Origin of the sequence: Klenkia terrae, assembly GCF_037083865.1 — a bacterium.
GTDB classification, from domain to species: Bacteria; Actinomycetota; Actinomycetes; order Mycobacteriales; family Geodermatophilaceae; genus Klenkia; species Klenkia terrae.
In genome coordinates, this window is record NZ_JBAPLV010000009.1 from 59,044 (window position 1) to 75,474 (window position 16,431).

The following is a 16,431-nucleotide window of genomic DNA, read 5'->3' on the forward strand; positions in this document are numbered from 1 at the left end:
GCTCAGCGGAGGATGCCCAGGGATTGGGCGCGCGACACAGCCGCGGTCCGGGAGGACACCCCGAGTTTGGTGAAGATGTGGCCGAGGTGGGTTTTCACGGTCGCGTCGGTGATGTGCAGCCGCGCAGCGACGTCTGCGTTGGAGGCGCCGTCGGCAACCAATATCAACACCTCGATCTCGCGGCCGGACAGGCTGACCTGGGGGGCCCGCATCCGCGCCATCAAACGGTCGGCTATGACGGGAGCCAGTGCGCTCTCCCCGGCTGCTGCCGCGCGGACCGCGGCGAGGAGCTGCTCTGGGGGGGCGTCTTTGAGCAGGTACCCGCTGGCGCCGGCTTCGATGGCGGCGAGGATGTCTCCGTCGCTGTCGTAGTTGGTGAGCACCAGCACATGTACCGGTGCCGCCAGCGCCCGGATGAGCCGGGTGGCTTGGGCACCGGTGGCGCCCTCCCCGAACTGAAGGTCCATGAGGACCAGGTCGGGGGCCAGGCGTTCGGCGAGGCTCACCGCATCGTGGGGGGTGGCGGCTTCGGCGACCACGGCGATGTCGTCCGCGGATGCCAGCAGCGCCCGAAGGCCCGCCCGTACGACGGGGTGGTCATCGGCGATGACGAGACGGATCACGGCTCGGTCACCTCCAGCTCCACCGTGATGGTCGTTCCCCTGCCGGGCGTGCTGTCGATGTGGAGCCGACCCCCGAGTTGATCCGCCCGCTCGGACATGGCGCGCAACCCGAAGGAGTCCGATGTGCCGGCTCGGTCACGCTCGACTGCTCGGTCGAAGCCGATCCCGTCATCGACGACGTCGAGGCGAGCGGTTCCTCCCGTGACGGTGAGCCTTAGCTCGATGGTAGAGGCGCCGGCGTGCTGGACGGCGTTGGCGACCGCACCTTGCGCGATACGCAGCAGTGCCGTCTGCGTCTCCATCGACAGGGGTCTGTCCTCCGGCGGGGCGGTGACCGACACGTGTATTCCGTCCCGTTCCCACAGTCTGCCCAGGCGGTGGAGAGCCGCCGCCAGTCCGCGGTCCAAAGCAGGAGGCGCCAGCTCGCGGATGAATCGGCGCGTGTCGGCCAGACCATCGGCTGCGGTAGCGCGAGCGAGCCGTATGTGGTCCAGGCCCGGCCTGCCTTCATCGGCGCGCTCAGCGGCGTGCAGCAGCATCTGGATGCTGGACAACCCCTGGGCGACGGTGTCGTGGATGTCTCGGGCCAGCCGCGCCCGCTCGGCCAGGACACCTTGCTGGTGCTCAGTTGCAGCCAATCGCCCGCGGGTCGCCAACAAGTCGGTGAGCAGCTCCTCGCGTTCGGCGGCCTCCCGCTCGAGGGCTCCGTATCCCAGACCGACCAGCAGCGCGACCCCGGCACCGACAACGGGACCCACCACCCCACCCACGGTGAAGTGGCCGTGCAACCCCAGCGCGATCACCGCGACCGCGGTCGCCACGGCGACCGTGATCGGCCCGACGGCACCAGGCAGGACATGTAGGTACAAGAAGAACAGGGGAAACGCCAGGTAGGCGGCCTCAGGGATCACGATCAGCAAAGCGACCCAGAGAAGGGACAATGCGGCGACCCACGCGGCGCCAGCCTGTGCCCTGTGCCGCCCGGGCAAGCGTGCGATGCCCGCACCGGCGGCGTAGCAACACGCGAACGCGAGTGCGAGAGCCAGCGTCATCAGCACCGCATCGCCTGCGAGGAGGGTGCGGACGACGACGAGGGAAAGCAGAGCAGCGAACAGCACGTGCAATCCGCTGCGGAGCCCCACGAAGACGGGGGTCAGCGTGCTGTGCGGCATGTCTGGTCAGCCTACGGCGACTGCATGGCTACCGAATCGTCGGAAAGTATGACCGCAGGACCAATCGGAACGGCGATGAAGAACGAGGTCGCGACAGCCAGGCTGGGACTGCGCCGCGGAAGTTCTGCGGCGCAGAAAGGAAACCTGTGTTCGTCGCCTGGCGCGACCTGCGCCACGCCCGCGGACGGTTCGTCCTCATCGCCTCCGTCGTCGCACTGATCACCGTGCTGGTCGGGTTCCTGGCCGGGCTCACCGGCGGACTGGCCGCCCAGAACGTCTCCGCCGTCTTGGCCTTGCCCGGCGACCGGCTCGTTCTCCAACAGCCGGCCGAAGGCCGGCCGTCGTTCTCAACCTCCGCGATCGACCAGACCATCGAGCAGGCATGGCGCACCGCCCCGGGAGTGCAGCGGGCCACCCCGATCGGCATCGTCCAGGGTCGGGCAGCAGCAGCGCCGTCCCCCACTGCGGTCCCGGTCGCCTTCTTTGGTCTTCCACACGGATCTTCTGCCTCGCCCGTGGCCGACCTAGCACCGGCCGGCGACGATGAGGTGGGCCTGTCGGCCCAGGCGGCGATCGACCTCGATGTGGGCGTGGGAGACAGCGTTGCCGTCGGCGACGGCACCTACCGGGTGGCGGCCATCGGGGCCGACCTCTGGTACAGCCACACCCCCGCGGTCGTCTTGACACCAACATCGTGGGCCGAAGTCGACCGCAACCTCGGCGGGGACGGCCTACCCACGGTCTTGGCGGTAGCTGGCTCACCGGCGTGGGACTCAGTCGCGGCCGCAACCCACACCTCGGTGAACACACCCTTGCTGAGCCTGACTGCGCTCGAGACGTTCCAATCCGAGATCGGCTCGCTCGCCCTGATGATCGCGATGCTCTTTGGAGTTTCCGCGCTGGTCGTCGGGGCCTTCTTCACCGTGTGGACGATGCAACGCGCCGGTGACATCGCCGTCCTCAAGGCCCTCGGCGCCTCCACCGGTTCCCTCATCCGGGATGCGCTAGGACAGTCGCTAGTCGTCCTAGCAGCCGGCATCGGCCTGGGCCTCGCCGTGGTAGTCGGCGTGGGCATGGCCATCGACGGTGCCCTGCCGTTTCTCCTCAGCCCGCTCACCACACTCCTGCCAGCCCTCGTCATGACCGTTCTGGGTCTGGCCGGCGGCGCATTCGCCCTGCGCACCGTGACCTCCGCCGACCCCCTCACCGCCCTGGGGAGCATTCGATGATCAACCTGCAGGACGTCACGCTGACCTTTCCCGACGGCGACTCGCGCCTGATCGCCGTGGACGACGTGTCCCTGACCGCCCCCGACGGCAAAGTCACCGGAATCACCGGCCCGTCCGGGTCCGGCAAGTCCTCCCTCTTGGCTGTTGCAGCGACCCTGATCCGCCCCGACACCGGACACGTGTGGATCGACGACGTCGACGCTGCCGCCCTCACCCCGACGCAGGCGGCCGCGTTGCGACGTGAGCAGATCGGCATCGTCTTCCAGCAGCCCAACCTCCTCCCCTCTCTGACCGCACGGGAGCAATTGCTCGTCATGGCCGAACTAGGAGACCGAGGACGCCGGCATCGCATGACGGTGCACCGGCGAGCAGACGATCTGCTCGACGCAGTCGGGCTCACCGCCCACGCCCACAAACGACCCGGGCAGCTCTCCGGCGGGCAGCGCCAGCGCATCGCCATCGCGCGAGCCCTTGTGCACGCCCCGTCAGCACTTCTCGTCGATGAACCCACCAGCGCACTGGACCACCAGCGCGGCAGCGACATCATGGGTCTGATCCACCGGCTCACCCATGAGCGCGGCACCGCCACAATGCTGATTACCCACGACCTCGCACACGCGGACGCACTCGACACAGTGACCACCATCAACGACGGGCGCGCCAGCCACTCCGACACAGTCCTGGCCTGATCGGGTTCCGGCGCGGCTCCAAGCTGCCCACGGCCATGGCCGTGATAGCCCGGACACCCCGATCCGCGCTGATGACCTCCCCATTAAACGACCGACGACCAGGGCCGAGCGCCTTCGACTCAACCACCCCTACGTGGGTGATCAACCCCGCCGGGTCAGCACCTGTCGGACCGATCAGACCCGAGCCGACTAACCGGGAACGGGCATCCCCATTGTCACCGGCGAATTAGCTGCTGTCATCGAGACCAGTGGGCGCGGCCGCACGGTCGGGGATGAGACCCCGCGAATTCGGTGGCGGAGCACCCGAGGGCAATACAGTGAAGGACATGAAACCCCTCCCCGGCTTACGGCACGTTTCGGCGCCCCCGGCCCCCACATCGCGCCCGACTGGATACGATCCACGCACCGTGGCCATACGGGAGTACGAGGGCGGCCACGTGGCCGACGACCTGCGTGACCACCCGCGCGCCGTCGAGGCAATCCTGCGATGAGGAAGGCGTCGCTGACCGCTCTGGCCCGTGAGCACCTTGAGGCGGCCGGCCGAAGCACCAACGGTCGGAGCGCACACACTGTCTACGGCGGGCATGAACATGTGCTTCGGCAGACCATCATTGCCATGACGGCGGGGCAAGTGCTCGCCGAGCACGAAAACCCCGGCGAGGCCACCGTGCACGTCCTGCAGGGCCGGGTCCAATTGACCGCCGGCGAGGAAGACTGGAATGGCAGCCCCGGCGACCTCATCACCGTCCCAAGCGCACGGCACTCCCTCACTGCGGTCGAGGATTCAGTCATTCTTCTGACCGTGGCTGTCTCCCGTAGGTGATGCCTTTCGTGCCATCGGCACGTCAGCATTGACTTGGATGAAAAAGCTCGATGCAACCGACCCAAGCCAGCACCGAACGCGCGACTGTCGAGGCGCTCAACCGCGCCGATGTCGCACTTTTCGACGTCGAGATGGCTGAGGAACGCCTGCGCCGGCTGCAGCGTCAGATGGCCACCGTCACCGCTACGGCACCTTGGACGACCGACCGTTGCCACCGTGCCATGCCCGGATGCCACACATGTCCCACTGGCCGACGGTGCACGCGGGACAGCAACGGGGTCTGGGCGGTGGACGGTGCCGACGACCAGGTCGCCCAGCGTCAGACCGCAGCTGTCCGGGGCGGAGTGGACACGCCCCCGGGTTCTCGTGGCCGGGGATCAGCAGCTCCTGCCTGGGCGGGGCGGGTAGAGCCGTATCCTTGAGACAATCTGCACGTCGGTGCCGCACAGGTTGACTGCGAGTTCATCGACCAGGACGCTGCCCTCCTGCTCGTCGGGCTCGGGCAGGCCAAGCTGTCCGCGGTACCGGGCCAGACGGTCAGCGCGTGCACGGCGTGCTCTTCGGGCTGCTGGTGCCGGGCCGGCTCATCGGGCGTCGATCAGGGCTTGCGGTGCGGCGGCCTTCATGCGGATGTGCAGCCCACTAAAGGTCGTCATACGGGACACCTCTACGACCTCTCGGCAGCGGCCGGTCAGGAGGAGCTGACCGGCTCAGCGAGGGCGCGGACGACCGACGAGCGTCCAACCCCCAGCGAGGCTGCAATCTCGTTGAGGGTCAGCCCCTGGGCGCGCATGGCGATCGCCGCTGCTCGGCGCTGGTCAGTCATGACGCTGGGCCGGCCACCCTTTCGGCCGCGAGCTCGCGCCGCGGCGAGGCCGGCCACTGTGCGTTCGCGGATGAGCCGGCGCTCCATCTGCGCGACGGCGGCGAAGACGTGGAAGACGAGCTCACCGCCCACGGTGGTGGTGTCGATGGCCTCGGTGGTCGACCGGAACTGAACGTCGCGCTCGGCCAGGTCGTTGACGATCCGGGTCAGGTCCTCCACCGACCGACCGAGCCGATCGATGCGCCATACCGCGAGGGTGTCGCCAGATCTTAGGTATTCCAGGCAAACAGTTAGCTGAGGTCGCTGGGCGGTGGCACCAGAGGCGAAGTCCGTGAACACCTTCACGGCGCCGGCCGCAGTGAGCGCGTCGTGCTGCAGGGCTGGGTCCTGCTCGAGCGTGGACACCCGCGCGTACCCGACGACCGTCATGCCGGCGACGCTAGCCGAGCTGTCGATTCAAAACACTGCGAGGGTGGGTTTGTGGGCCGTTGATTTCGGAACGGGTTTCGGTCCTGGCTGCAGGACGGGCGACCTGGCGTTTCGTGACCGGCAGCCGACTCGTCCGCTGTCGTGTCACAAACGGGGGTTTCTGGGCCGCAGGCGCAACAAAGTCCGCAGGCGGGCCGCCCCTAGGGATCGCCCGCCTCAGCATGTAGCTCGACCGGACTCTCTTCCTCTACTCTTTGCGTATGCATGCGGATAACGGAGGTCATCGAGCGGTTCTGCCGGTCGAGCAGGTCGACCTGGCGGTCGAGGTGTTCCGGATGCTGTCCGACGCCACCCGTATCCAGCTGCTGTGGGCGCTGATCGACCGGGAGCTGTCGGTCAACGAGCTGGCCGACCACGTCGGGAAGACCCCGGCGTCGGTGTCCCAGCACTTGGCCAAGCTGCGGATGACCCGCTTGGTGCAGACCCGCCGGGAGGGCACGTCGGTGTACTACCGGCTGGAGAACGACCACATCGCCCAGCTGGTTACCGACGCGGTCTACAACGCCGACCACGCCACCGCCGCGGTCCCCGACCACCACCGCCCCAACACCGGCCTCACCGCACTCCCGACCCACCGGGGCGAGGTGGCCCCGTGACCACACCCAGCGAGTACCGCAATGACGGCGCCGAAGAGCCCACCGGCCTCGAGGCGGCCAGCCCGCACGACCACGGGCCCCACGATGACCCGCACGACCACTCCCACGCGCCAGACCACGGCAGGAGCCCAGAGCACCCGCACAACGCTGACGATCACGGTCACCCGCACGGCGGTGGCTCGGACGGACACGGGCACGACCACCCGCACGGGGAGCTCGGCCATGACCACCCGACCGGGCTCAAGGGCTTCGTGATGGGCATCTTCCGCCCGCACAGCCACGACTCGGCCGACTCCGTCGACTCCGCCCTGGAATCCAGCGCCGAGGGGATCCGCGCCCTGAAGATCAGCCTCGTCGTCCTGCTGCTGACCGCGGTCGCTCAGGCCGTCGTCGTGTGGTTCACCGGCTCGGTGGCGCTGCTGGCCGACACCGTGCACAACTTCTCCGACGCGATGACCGCTGTGCCGCTGTGGATCGCGTTCCTGCTCGGCCGGCGGGCGGCATCGCGGCGGTACACCTACGGCTACGACCGGGCCGAGGACCTCGCCGGGGTGTTCATCGTCGCGATGATTGCGCTGTCTGCCGTGCTGGCCGGTTATGAGTCCATTCGCCGACTACTGGACCCCCAGCCCATCACCAACGTCGGTGTGGTCATCGCCGCGGGGCTCATCGGCGCCGCCGGCAATGAACTGGTCGCGCTGTATCGCATCCGCATCGGGCGACGGATCGGGTCAGCGGCGCTGGTCGCCGACGGCCTGCACGCCCGCACCGACGGCTTCACTTCCCTGGCCGTTGTCCTGGGTGCCGTGGGCGTGCTGGCCGGGTTCCCGCTGGCCGACCCTATCGTCGGGCTGGGCATCACCGTGGCGATCCTGCTGGTGCTCAAGAACGCAGCCCGCGACGTCTACCGGCGCCTGATGGATGCCGTGGAACCCGAGGTCCTGGACACCGCCGAGGCCACCATCCGCGCCACCCCGGGCGTCCTGGACGTCGAACGGCTCCGGGTTCGCTGGACCGGACACCGCATCCGGGCCGAGGCCGCCGTGACCGTCGACCCCCATCTGTCGGTCACCGCCGGCCACGACATCGCCGTCGACGTTCACCACCGACTCCTGCACGACGTCCCCAAACTCGTCGATGCCACCGTGCACGTCAGCCCGGCCAGCACCCACGGCGACCCACACCACGCACTCGCCCACCACAACGGGGCCTAGAACGGCCGCTCGGCGGGACGGGAACGGGGAGGGGTGGCGCGGGCCGTCCCCGCACGGGGGGTCGGGGACGGTCCGCGACGTCACGCTAGGCCTGACAGTCGTGTGCGCACCAGAGCTCGACGCGCGGTGCTCGTCGGGCCCAGCCGGCGTCACCGTCAGACCGCCGTAGCTCCTCACGGACAGCCGACCACCTCGGTCCTCGTGCGCCGGGCCCCCGGGACCGTGCCGGCGCAGTCGGGCCCAGCAACGGTGCAAACTGCTGGGTTCGCCGAAGCCGGCCACACTGAGGTCGAGCGTTCTGGCCTGGATTTGATTGGTGGTCGTGACGCGGTAGGGCGGTCATCTGCCTACCCTGGTGGGGTATCCCGGTTCAGTGGTGGAGGTGTCATGCGGGCTCGCCTGCTGTGGACGCTGCTGCTGCTGGCTGCGGTGTTCTCGATGCATGGCCTCAGTTGCGCTGCTGCTGACTCGGCCATGACCGGCACCTCGACCCACACCTCGACGGCCACCGTTCACTCGCCCACCGCGGCTGCAGGCTCCGTCGTGGGGCTGGTCGTCGCGGGTGCGGCGATGTCGGACATGGACGCTGCCCACTCCACCGATCAGACCGGTGGGCACAGCTCCGCAGCGCACGCGCTGATGGTGTGCCTGGCGGTGCTAGCCGGCGGTGTTGGTGCCGTCTTGGCCGCCTTGGCCGTGTGGCTGTCCCGACGTCGACTCGGGACGGTCTACACCCGAGCGGCTGGGCACGTGCGAGTCGTCGTCGACCGCGCTGCAGCCTGCGCACCTACCCCTGAACTCAGTCGCTTGTGCGTGCTGAGGGTCTAGGCCGAACCACCTGACACCGGTGCCCCTGTCGGGGCCCCGCGTCGAGTGCTCGCCCTGCCCTCATCCTTCGCGCCCTGGCCACGCCCGGGCGTCGCACCCTTCAGGAGTTCCTGTGTTCAGCGACCCCACGTTCCTCCGCTCGCCTCGTAGTACTGCACTCGTCGGTGCCCTGATCGCCGGCTCGGTGGCCCTGTCGGCCTGCTCCGGTGGCTCAGACACCGCCACGTCGGAGTCCTCGACGTCGGTCCCGGCCGACGCGACGTTCAACGACGCCGACGTCGAGTTCGCCCAAGGGATGATCCCGCACCACGAGCAGGCGGTGGAGATGGCCGACCTGGTCGCCGACCGCTCCACCGACCCCGACGTCGCCGACCTGGCCGCCCGCATCCAGGCCGCCCAGGGGCCGGAGATCGACACCCTGAACGGCTGGCTGGAGACCTGGGGCGCCGACAGCGCCGCCAGCGCCATGCCCGGCATGGACCACTCGGCCATGGGCGGGATGATGAGCGCGGAGGACATGTCCTCCCTGGAGGCCGCCAGCGGTGTGGAGTTCGACCGCATGTGGCTGCAGATGATGCTCGAGCACCACACCGGCGCTGTGGGCATGGCCCAGACCGAGATCGACAACGGCGAGGACCCCGCGGCGATCGCCTTGGCCCAGGACATCAAGTCCTCCCAGGGCACCGAGATCACCGAGATGGAACAGCTCCTGGAGAGCCTGGCCACCCAGTAACACGCAGCCGGCGGGGAGGCGCAGGCATCACACCTGCGCCTCCTCCCTGGCGCCATTCGGTGATCACCGGGCGCGCACCGCTGCGCCTCCCCGGGCCCGACCGGCCCGGTTTCTTCGACGACACCCTTGGCCGCGGGTACCCCCCGGTGGTATCAAGAAGCCCCTATCCGGGTACCCCCCGGGGGTATGGAGGACATCATGTCGCGCAACGAGCACCACTCGACGATCACCCAGGCCGCCAGCACCTCCCAGCACCAGCTCGACGACCATCCACCCACGCAGCACGCGAACGGACACGGCGGGCACGGCGGCCACGGCGGCCACGGGGGCCACGGGGGCCACGGCGGGCACGTGGCGATGTTCCGGCGGCTGTTCTGGTGGAACCTACTGCTGGCGGTGCCGACGGTGGCCGCCTCAGGCATGTTCGCCTCGATCCTGGGCTACCAGCTCCCCGACGTCGCCGGCTTGTCGTGGGTGTCCCCGGTGCTGGGGACGGTCATCTACCTGTGGGGCGGGCGGCCGTTCCTCACCGGCGCCGTGGACGAGATCACCTCCCGCAAGCCCGGGATGATGCTGCTGGTCGCCCTGGCGATCACGGTGGCGTTCGCGTCGTCGTGGGCCTCGACGCTGGGGCTGGTGCCCCACGGGTTGGACTTCTGGTGGGAGCTGGCCCTGCTGGTGGTCATCATGCTGCTGGGCCACTGGGTGGAGATGCGGTCGCTTGCCCAGACGTCCTCGGCACTGGACTCCCTGGCCGCGCTGCTGCCCGATGAGGCCGAACGCGTCCAAGACGGCCAGATCGTCACCGTCGCACCGGCCGACCTTCAGGTCGGAGACGTCGTCGTCGTCCGGCCCGGTGGCCGGATCCCCGCCGACGGGCAGGTCACCGACGGCTCAGCCGCGGTGGACGAATCGATGATCACCGGGGAGTCCGCGACCGTCACCCGCAGCGTCGGGGACCCGGTCGTCGCCGGCACCGTGGCCACCGACTCCGGGCTCCGCGTCCAGGTCACCGCCACCGGTGAGGACACCACCCTGGCCGGCATCGGCAAGCTCGTCGCCGACGCCCAGGCCTCAGGGTCCCGCGCGCAGCGGCTGGCCGACACCGCGGCGGGCTGGCTGTTCTGGTTCGCCCTGGGCGCCGGGATCCTCACCGCCATCGTGTGGTCGACCATCGGCGCACCGCAGGATGCAGTCATCCGGACCATCACCGTGCTGGTCATCGCCTGCCCGCACGCCCTCGGGCTGGCGATCCCGCTGGTCATCTCCATCGGCACCGAACGCGCCGCCCGCGCCGGGGTGCTGATCAAGGACCGGGTGCAGATGGAGGCCATGCGCACCGTGGACACCGTCCTGTTCGACAAGACCGGCACCCTCACCGTCGGCCGACCCACCCTCACCGACATCCACACCGCAGACCACCCCACCACCGACCCCGGGGAGACCTTCGACGCCGACCGGGTACTCGCGTTGGCCGCGGCCGCCGAGACCGACTCCGAACACCCCCTGGCCCAAGCCATCGTCCGTGCCGCCGCCGACCGCGGCCTCACCGTCCCCGCCGCCGCGGACTTCACCTCCTCCCCCGCCATCGGCGTGCAGGCCACCGTCGAGGGCCGCACCGTCGCCGTCGGCGGACCCGGGCTGCTCGCCCAGGTCGGCGCGGCCGAGCTCCCGGTCGCCGACCAATGGCGCCAGCAAGGGGCGATCATCCTGCACGTCCTGGTCGACCGAGTGGTGATCGGCGCCCTCGCCCTGGCCGACGAGATCCGACCCGAATCCCGCGCGGCGGTAGACCAGCTCCGCGACCGCGGAGCCCAGGTCGTCATGATCACCGGTGACGCCGAAGCCGTCGCCGGCACCGTGGCCGCCCAGCTGGGCATCGACCGGTTCTTCGCCGGCGTCCGCCCCGAGGACAAGTCCGCCACCGTCGCCGACCTGCAGGCCGAGGGACGACGGGTTGCGATGGTCGGTGACGGCGTCAACGATGCCCCCGCCCTGGCCCAGGCAGACGTCGGTATCGCCATCGGTGCGGGCACCGACGTCGCGATCGCTTCCGCCGGCATCGTGCTGGCCTCAGCAGACCCACGCTCTGTGGTGTCGGTGATCGACCTGTCGGCCGCGACCTACCGCAAGAGCGTGCAGAACCTGGCCTGGGGCGCCGGCTACAACCTGATCTCCGTGCCGCTGGCCGCCGGAGTCCTGGCCCCCATCGGGTTCGTCATGCCCATGTCCATCGGCGCGCTGCTGATGTCGGCCTCCACCATCGTCGTCGCCCTCAACGCCCAACTGCTGCGACGCCTCGACCTCCGACCCGGGCCCACAGGGCCAGACCACCACCGCCCAGATCCCGGCGCCTCTACGGCGTCGGCCCACCGGAACGAGGTCAAGGCGTGACCACTCCCAGCGAGTACCGCAACCAGGGCACCCTCAAGCCACGCGGCGATGCGAGCAAGGCACCTGACCACGACGCCATCGCAGGCGAGGCCCAAGCAGATGAAGAGGTAGCGCACGAGCGCCCGACCGGGCTGCGGGCCTTCGTGCGCGGGCTCTTCCGGCTACACGCCTAAAACTCGCTCGACTCCAACAGATTGTCCCGGAGTGGGCTCATCCCCGCGATGGCGGTGATCACTCAGGCTGCGGGCCCGGCCAACATCAAGCCTGCATCCCGGCGTCTTTCGGAACGAGTTGTGGGCCGCAATTCGTCGATCCGTATACGGGGGTTTGTGGGCTGCACGCATTTGGTCTCGATGTGCTGGCCTGCGGCGAGAATTAAGGACACGACTCGGAACAAATCCGGTGATACGTGCTCCATGAACCGACGTTGAAGAACGACCGTTCACCGTGGGTCTAGCGTCGCCCGGTGGGCATCGGTGGCGAAGTGCAGGAGGACCGGGCCGCTCGGAACGTCAGGCAGGCGTTCCGAGGTCGACGGGCGCGGGGGGCGTAGGGGTGGGGGCGTCCTTTGCCTGGGTGCGGCGCTCGCGCAGCCACGGCAGCAGGGCTTGGACCGACATGGGCCGGGCGAGGTGCCAACCCTGGACGACGTGGACGCCAAGCTCGGCGAGCGCGTCCCAGGTCTTCTGGTCCTCCACGCCCTCGGCGACGACGTTCAGGCCAAGGTTGCGGCCCAGGTCGGTGATCGCGCGGACGATGGAGGTGTCGCCGGGCCGGTGGAGCATGTCGGTGACGAAGCTTTTGTCGATCTTGACCTCGTCGATGGGCAGGCGCTGCAGGTAGGACAGCGAGGAGTAGCCCGTGCCGAAGTCGTCGACGGAGAGCCGCACGCCCAGCGCCCGGAGCTCGCGCAGCAGGCTGATCGCCCGCGTCGGGTCGGCCATGACCGAGCCCTCCGTCACCTCGAGCGTGAGCGCGGCGGGCGGCACGTCGTGGTACTGCAGTAGCTGGGCGACCTCGTCGACCAAACCAGGGTCCAGCAGGCTCCGGCTGGACAGGTTGACGGCGATGGACAGGTCCTGACCGCTGCGCCGCCACTGAGCGACGGCGGCCAGGGAGGCGTCGAGGACCAGGGTGGTGAGGGCGCCGATCAGTCCGCTGCGCTCGGCGACCGGGATGAACTCGTCGGGCGAGATGCGGCCGCGAGTTGGGTGGTTCCACCGGACCAGGGCCTCGACGCTGCGCACGCGGCCGTCGTCGGTGTGCGCCTGGGGTTGGACGTGCACCTGGATGTCCTCGGTGGTGAGCGCGGTCCGCAGCTCGGCGACCAGCGCCAGGCGGTTGACGTCGTTGGGGTCCAGGTGCGCCTCGTATAGCCGCAGGCCTTCCCCGGTGCGCTTGGCCTCGTACATGGCCACGTCGGCGCGCTTGAGCAGCGTTGCCGGGTCGGTGGCGTGCTGGGGGGATAGGGCAATCCCCAGCGAGCCGCTGACCTCGACCTCGACGCCGTCAAGGAGCACGGGGGTCCGCAGCTGTCCCAGGATGCGGCGGCCGACCTCCAGGGCGGTTTCCTCGTCGGCGCCATCCAGCAGCACGGCGAACTCGTCGCCGCCGAGCCGGACCACGAGGCCGTCGGCGCCGACGCAGTCGCGCAGCCGGACCCCGACCTCCACCAGCAGCAGGTCGCCCTGGTGGTGGCCAAGGGTGTCGTTCACGTCCTTGAACCCGTTGAGGTCCAGGATGACCACGGCCCCGGCGGGGATCCGGCCGGGGTCCCCGTCGCTCAGCAACGAGGCCAACCTCCGCTGCAGCAGGGCTCGGTTGGGCAGGCCGGTGAGGGCGTCGTGCAGCGCGTCGTGGCGGAGCTGGGAGATGAGCTCTCCGTTCTGCAGCGCCACGTTGGCGTGGGTGGCCACGGTCTCGAGCATGAGGACGTCACCGTCCTCGAAGGTGCGGACCTCGCCCAGCCGGTTAGTGACGACGATGACCCCGAGCACGCCGGCCCCGCTGCGCAGCGGGACGGCGACGGCGTCGCGGGCCCCGTGGACCTCAAGCCAGGAACGCTCGTCGGCGTCCCGGGTCCCCCGGGCCAGCGTCAGGGACGCACCCTCCTCCATGACCTGGTCCAGCAGCCACTGGTCGACCGCGCCGGGAAGGCCCTCCGACCGGGTCAACCGACCGGTGGCGCCGAGCCGGACGCGGGCCAGGGCCCCGCCCTCGGCGCCGACGAAGACGGCCTCGGCGTGCTCGGCGTGCAGCAGGTCCCTCGCCTCGGCTAGGACGCTGCTGAGAACCTCGTCGACCTCGGGGGAGCTCGAGATCGCCTGGGTGAAGCGGTACAGCCGTTCCAGGCTCAAGTGCCGGTCGGACAGCGCCGCGTAGGCCCGGTAGCCGATGAGCAGGCCGGCGCCCATTACCAGGAGCAGGACGACGGCGGCCGGGGTGGCGGCCAGACTGGTCGCGGCGATGAGGCCAAGGGTGACGACCACAGGCGAGGCCAGGTCGCCGGTGGCCACCTCGCGCAGCAGCGGAGTGAGCGGCGGCCTCCCGTCGTAGATCGCCATGACCCCGGCAACGGCCAGCACGCTGACCCGGTTGGCGACCAGGCAGCCCGCGCAGGCCGCGACCCATGCCAGCCAGTGGGTGGCGTTGCCGACGTCGTTGAGGAACCGGAAGATGCCGACGGCCACGACCATCTGCAGGCTGAGTGAAGCCAAGTTCCATAGCGTCTTGAGGACCGACGACCGGCGGTGGACCAGCAGGATGACCGCGGACCCGAGGAGGTTGCCGGCGACTAGGTCGGCGGGTGCTGCATAGAACAGCCCGAGGACCACCACGAGCTCGCTCACCGAGACTGTCTGGGCCTCGCGGCCGGTCTGGATGTGCATGACGCACGCCTCGGTGGCGGCGAACAGCCCAGCCAGCAACCACCAGGGCAGTAGCACCGTGCCGTCGAGGGCGGGGTCCTGGGTGAGGGGGAGACCGAGGGTCACCGCCATACCCGCCATGGCCACGGCCATGCCGGCGACCAGCACCGACCGGGGGTCGACCACGACCCGCCGGAGCCGGGGCGGGGCCGGGAGGGGCCCGGCCATGGTCGTGTCCACGGAGGGTGGAACGGCAGAGCGGGGCGCGGCCTTGAGCCGCGCCCCGCTGCACCTCACCCCGTCGGGGCCCCTCGTCGGGTCATCCCCGCGGCGTCCGCGGACGGGGCACCGGCGGCGTCCTGGGCGGACGCGGGGTGGACCACATGCGGCTCACCTCAGAACCACCCGGCGCTGGAGAACCCGCCGCTGCGCCACATGCGGCCGCTCCACGCGCTGTCGCGCCACATGCGGCCGGCCCACTCGCCGTCCCGCCACATGCGCCCGGCCCACTCCCCGTCGGCCAGTACGGCACCGGCGCTGGTCCAGGTGGCTGTCGGCCAGCTCTTGTGCGCCTCACCGGTGTTGGTCCAGCCCCGGGCGGTCAGGGTGTTGCCCATCCAGGCGCCGTCCCGCCAGGTCTTGCCTTTCTGGGTGTCCCGGGCCCACTGCACGGCGTTCCAGGCCCGGCCGAACACATCGACCTCACCGAGCAACGTGGTCTCCTCCGCGGTTCCGTCCCCCACCACGATGTGGAAGCTGCCCCGCGAGGCCTCGAGCGACCCGGTCCCGGTGCCCCACGGTGCCGGGTCGACGACGGTGCGCGGCACTGACCTCAGTGCCTGGCGGAGGTCGGTGGTCCCCGAACCCTCCATGCGGGCGGACACGTTGTTGAGCCCGCTCGCCGACCCCATGAGGATCTGCTTGACCTGGTCGGGAGTCAGGTTCGGCATGGCCTGCAGCAGCAAGGCGGCCTCGCCGCTGACCACCGCGGCAGCCTGGGACGTCCCCGAACCACGCAGGAACTGGGTCCCCACCCGGGCGCCCGGGTTCTGCGTGTCCGCAGCGCTGGCGGGCGACCGCAGCCCGAGGACGGAGACCCCCGGGGCGGTGACGTCCACGTGCCGGGCGTCGGTGCCGTCGGTGGACCAGGAGGGCACGGTGTCATCGGCGGTCGCGACGGTGCCCGCGGAGTCCATCGCGCCCACCGCCAGCACGTGCGGGTCGGAGGCCGGGTTGGCCAGGTTCGTCGTGCTGTCGCCCTCGTTGCCGCCGGCGACCACGACGACGATCCCGTTGAGCCAGGCCTGCTCGACCGCGTAGGCCAGTGGGTCGACCTGGCTGGGCTGCACGGAATCGGTCCCGTAGGACAGGTTGATGACCCGGATGTTGAGCCCCTCGTCCCTGCGGTGCTCGACGACCCAGTTAATGCCGGCGATGACCTGGCTGACGTCCACGTCGCCGTTGGCCGAGCCGACCTTGACGTTGACCAGGTTCGCATCGGGCGCGATCCCGGTGAACCGGGCCGGGTCGGTGTAGCTGGCCGGGGTCCCGACCGCGGTGCGACCGGCGATGATGCTGGCCAGGTGGGTGCCGTGGCCGAAGCCGTCGACGTTTGACGTGGCCGGGTCCTGGCTGTCGAAGGACAAGTCAGGTCCGTTCACGACGTTCCCGGAGTTCAGCCCGGCGACCCGGGTCACCCCGGTGTCGATGAGCGCGACGCCGACACCGCGGCCGGTGATCCCGAGCCGGTAGGCGTCCAGCGCGCCGACGACGCCCGCGATGTTGTACAGCGATCCCTTGTCCGCCTGGGCGTCGTAGCCCAGCGTCGGGCTGACCGCGGCGTGGGCCGACGTCAGCCCGACGCTGCCGACGAGCACCGCCGATGCGGCGACCACCGCCGACAGGCGGGCCCCCGCCCATCGTGCCCTCGTTGCCATCTGCTCCTGCT

14 protein-coding genes are annotated in these 16,431 nt (G+C 70.0%); 9 read left to right on the forward strand and 5 right to left on the reverse strand.

The genetic code is table 11. The annotated features are described in order from the left end of the window. Positions 1-2: 2 nt before the first annotated feature. Together UXQ13_RS10050 and UXQ13_RS10055 are read right to left on the reverse strand one after the other, a co-directional pair. Complete coding sequence (locus UXQ13_RS10050; RefSeq protein ID WP_225235894.1) at positions 3-623, reverse strand: response regulator; 621 nt, start codon at positions 621-623, stop codon at positions 3-5. After that, entirely contained in the window at positions 620-1,795 is a 1,176-nt protein-coding gene (locus UXQ13_RS10055) for a sensor histidine kinase (protein ID WP_225235895.1), read from the reverse strand. The genes UXQ13_RS10050 and UXQ13_RS10055 overlap by 4 nt, the downstream gene beginning before the upstream one ends. Positions 1,796-1,941: 146 nt before the next feature. On the opposite strand from UXQ13_RS10055, the gene UXQ13_RS10060 reads away from it, so the two are divergent. The 3 genes from UXQ13_RS10060 (at position 1,942) to UXQ13_RS10070 (ending at position 4,536) form a co-directional block, all read left to right on the forward strand. Beyond that, on the forward strand, positions 1,942-3,024 hold the full coding sequence (locus UXQ13_RS10060) for an ABC transporter permease (protein WP_225235896.1): 1,083 nt from the start codon (positions 1,942-1,944) through the stop codon (positions 3,022-3,024). Further along, positions 3,021-3,713 (forward strand): ABC transporter ATP-binding protein, encoded by a 693-nt coding sequence (locus UXQ13_RS10065; protein ID WP_225235897.1) that lies wholly within the window; start codon positions 3,021-3,023, stop codon positions 3,711-3,713. Before UXQ13_RS10060 ends, UXQ13_RS10065 begins: the two co-directional genes overlap by 4 nt. A 487-nt stretch (positions 3,714-4,200) precedes the next feature. Next, positions 4,201-4,536: a cupin domain-containing protein gene (locus UXQ13_RS10070; protein WP_225235898.1), complete on the forward strand. Its 336-nt coding sequence runs from the start codon at positions 4,201-4,203 to the stop codon at positions 4,534-4,536. A gap of 691 nt (positions 4,537-5,227) precedes the next feature. Here UXQ13_RS10070 and UXQ13_RS10075 read toward each other — a convergent pair. Beyond that, positions 5,228-5,791, reverse strand: a complete 564-nt coding sequence (locus tag UXQ13_RS10075) for a recombinase family protein (protein WP_225235899.1) — start codon at positions 5,789-5,791, stop codon at positions 5,228-5,230. 260 nt (positions 5,792-6,051) lie between these two features. Between UXQ13_RS10075 and UXQ13_RS10080 the strand changes: the two genes are divergently transcribed. The 6 genes from UXQ13_RS10080 (at position 6,052) to UXQ13_RS10105 (ending at position 11,789) form a co-directional block, all read left to right on the forward strand. After that, the gene (locus UXQ13_RS10080; protein ID WP_225235900.1) at positions 6,052-6,447 is read left to right on the forward strand and encodes an ArsR/SmtB family transcription factor; all 396 of its coding nucleotides are present in this window, start codon (positions 6,052-6,054) and stop codon (positions 6,445-6,447) included. Between the two features lie 254 nt (positions 6,448-6,701). Continuing rightward, a complete protein-coding gene (locus UXQ13_RS10085) occupies positions 6,702-7,661 on the forward strand; it encodes a cation diffusion facilitator family transporter (RefSeq protein WP_225236116.1) in 960 nt (319 codons plus the stop codon). 387 nt (positions 7,662-8,048) lie between these two features. After that, entirely contained in the window at positions 8,049-8,489 is a 441-nt protein-coding gene (locus UXQ13_RS10090) for a DUF6153 family protein (protein ID WP_225235901.1), read from the forward strand. Positions 8,490-8,601: 112 nt separating this feature from the next. Next, positions 8,602-9,222: a DUF305 domain-containing protein gene (locus tag UXQ13_RS10095; RefSeq protein WP_225235902.1), complete on the forward strand. Its 621-nt coding sequence runs from the start codon at positions 8,602-8,604 to the stop codon at positions 9,220-9,222. A gap of 198 nt (positions 9,223-9,420) precedes the next feature. Continuing rightward, entirely contained in the window at positions 9,421-11,616 is a 2,196-nt protein-coding gene (locus UXQ13_RS10100; RefSeq protein WP_225235903.1) for a heavy metal translocating P-type ATPase, read from the forward strand. Then, positions 11,613-11,789, forward strand: coding sequence for a hypothetical protein (locus UXQ13_RS10105; protein ID WP_225235904.1), 177 nt, complete (start codon positions 11,613-11,615; stop codon positions 11,787-11,789). Before UXQ13_RS10100 ends, UXQ13_RS10105 begins: the two co-directional genes overlap by 4 nt. Positions 11,790-12,128: 339 nt before the next feature. Here the strand turns inward: UXQ13_RS10105 and UXQ13_RS10110 are convergent, their stop codons facing one another. Then, complete coding sequence (locus UXQ13_RS10110) at positions 12,129-14,711, reverse strand: putative bifunctional diguanylate cyclase/phosphodiesterase (protein ID WP_336392234.1); 2,583 nt, start codon at positions 14,709-14,711, stop codon at positions 12,129-12,131. 167 nt (positions 14,712-14,878) lie between these two features. Beyond that, positions 14,879-16,378 (reverse strand): S8 family serine peptidase, encoded by a 1,500-nt coding sequence (locus UXQ13_RS10115; protein ID WP_336392235.1) that lies wholly within the window; start codon positions 16,376-16,378, stop codon positions 14,879-14,881. Between the last annotated feature and the right edge of the window lie 53 nt (positions 16,379-16,431).

What these genes read in the sequence shown, in the direction of transcription:
- UXQ13_RS10055 (WP_225235895.1), bottom strand. Translation starts at nt 1,795, where the DNA reads ATGCCGCACAGCACGCTGACCCCCGTCTTCGTGGGGCTCCGCAGCGGA.
- UXQ13_RS10065 (WP_225235897.1), top strand. Translation starts at nt 3,021, where the DNA reads ATGATCAACCTGCAGGACGTCACGCTGACCTTTCCCGACGGCGACTCG.
- UXQ13_RS10070 (WP_225235898.1), top strand. Translation starts at nt 4,201, where the DNA reads ATGAGGAAGGCGTCGCTGACCGCTCTGGCCCGTGAGCACCTTGAGGCG.
- UXQ13_RS10075 (WP_225235899.1), bottom strand. Translation starts at nt 5,791, where the DNA reads ATGACGGTCGTCGGGTACGCGCGGGTGTCCACGCTCGAGCAGGACCCA.
- UXQ13_RS10080 (WP_225235900.1), top strand. Translation starts at nt 6,052, where the DNA reads ATGCATGCGGATAACGGAGGTCATCGAGCGGTTCTGCCGGTCGAGCAG.
- UXQ13_RS10085 (WP_225236116.1), top strand. Translation starts at nt 6,702, where the DNA reads ATGGGCATCTTCCGCCCGCACAGCCACGACTCGGCCGACTCCGTCGAC.
- UXQ13_RS10090 (WP_225235901.1), top strand. Translation starts at nt 8,049, where the DNA reads ATGCGGGCTCGCCTGCTGTGGACGCTGCTGCTGCTGGCTGCGGTGTTC.
- UXQ13_RS10100 (WP_225235903.1), top strand. Translation starts at nt 9,421, where the DNA reads ATGTCGCGCAACGAGCACCACTCGACGATCACCCAGGCCGCCAGCACC.
- UXQ13_RS10110 (WP_336392234.1), bottom strand. Translation starts at nt 14,711, where the DNA reads ATGGCCGGGCCCCTCCCGGCCCCGCCCCGGCTCCGGCGGGTCGTGGTC.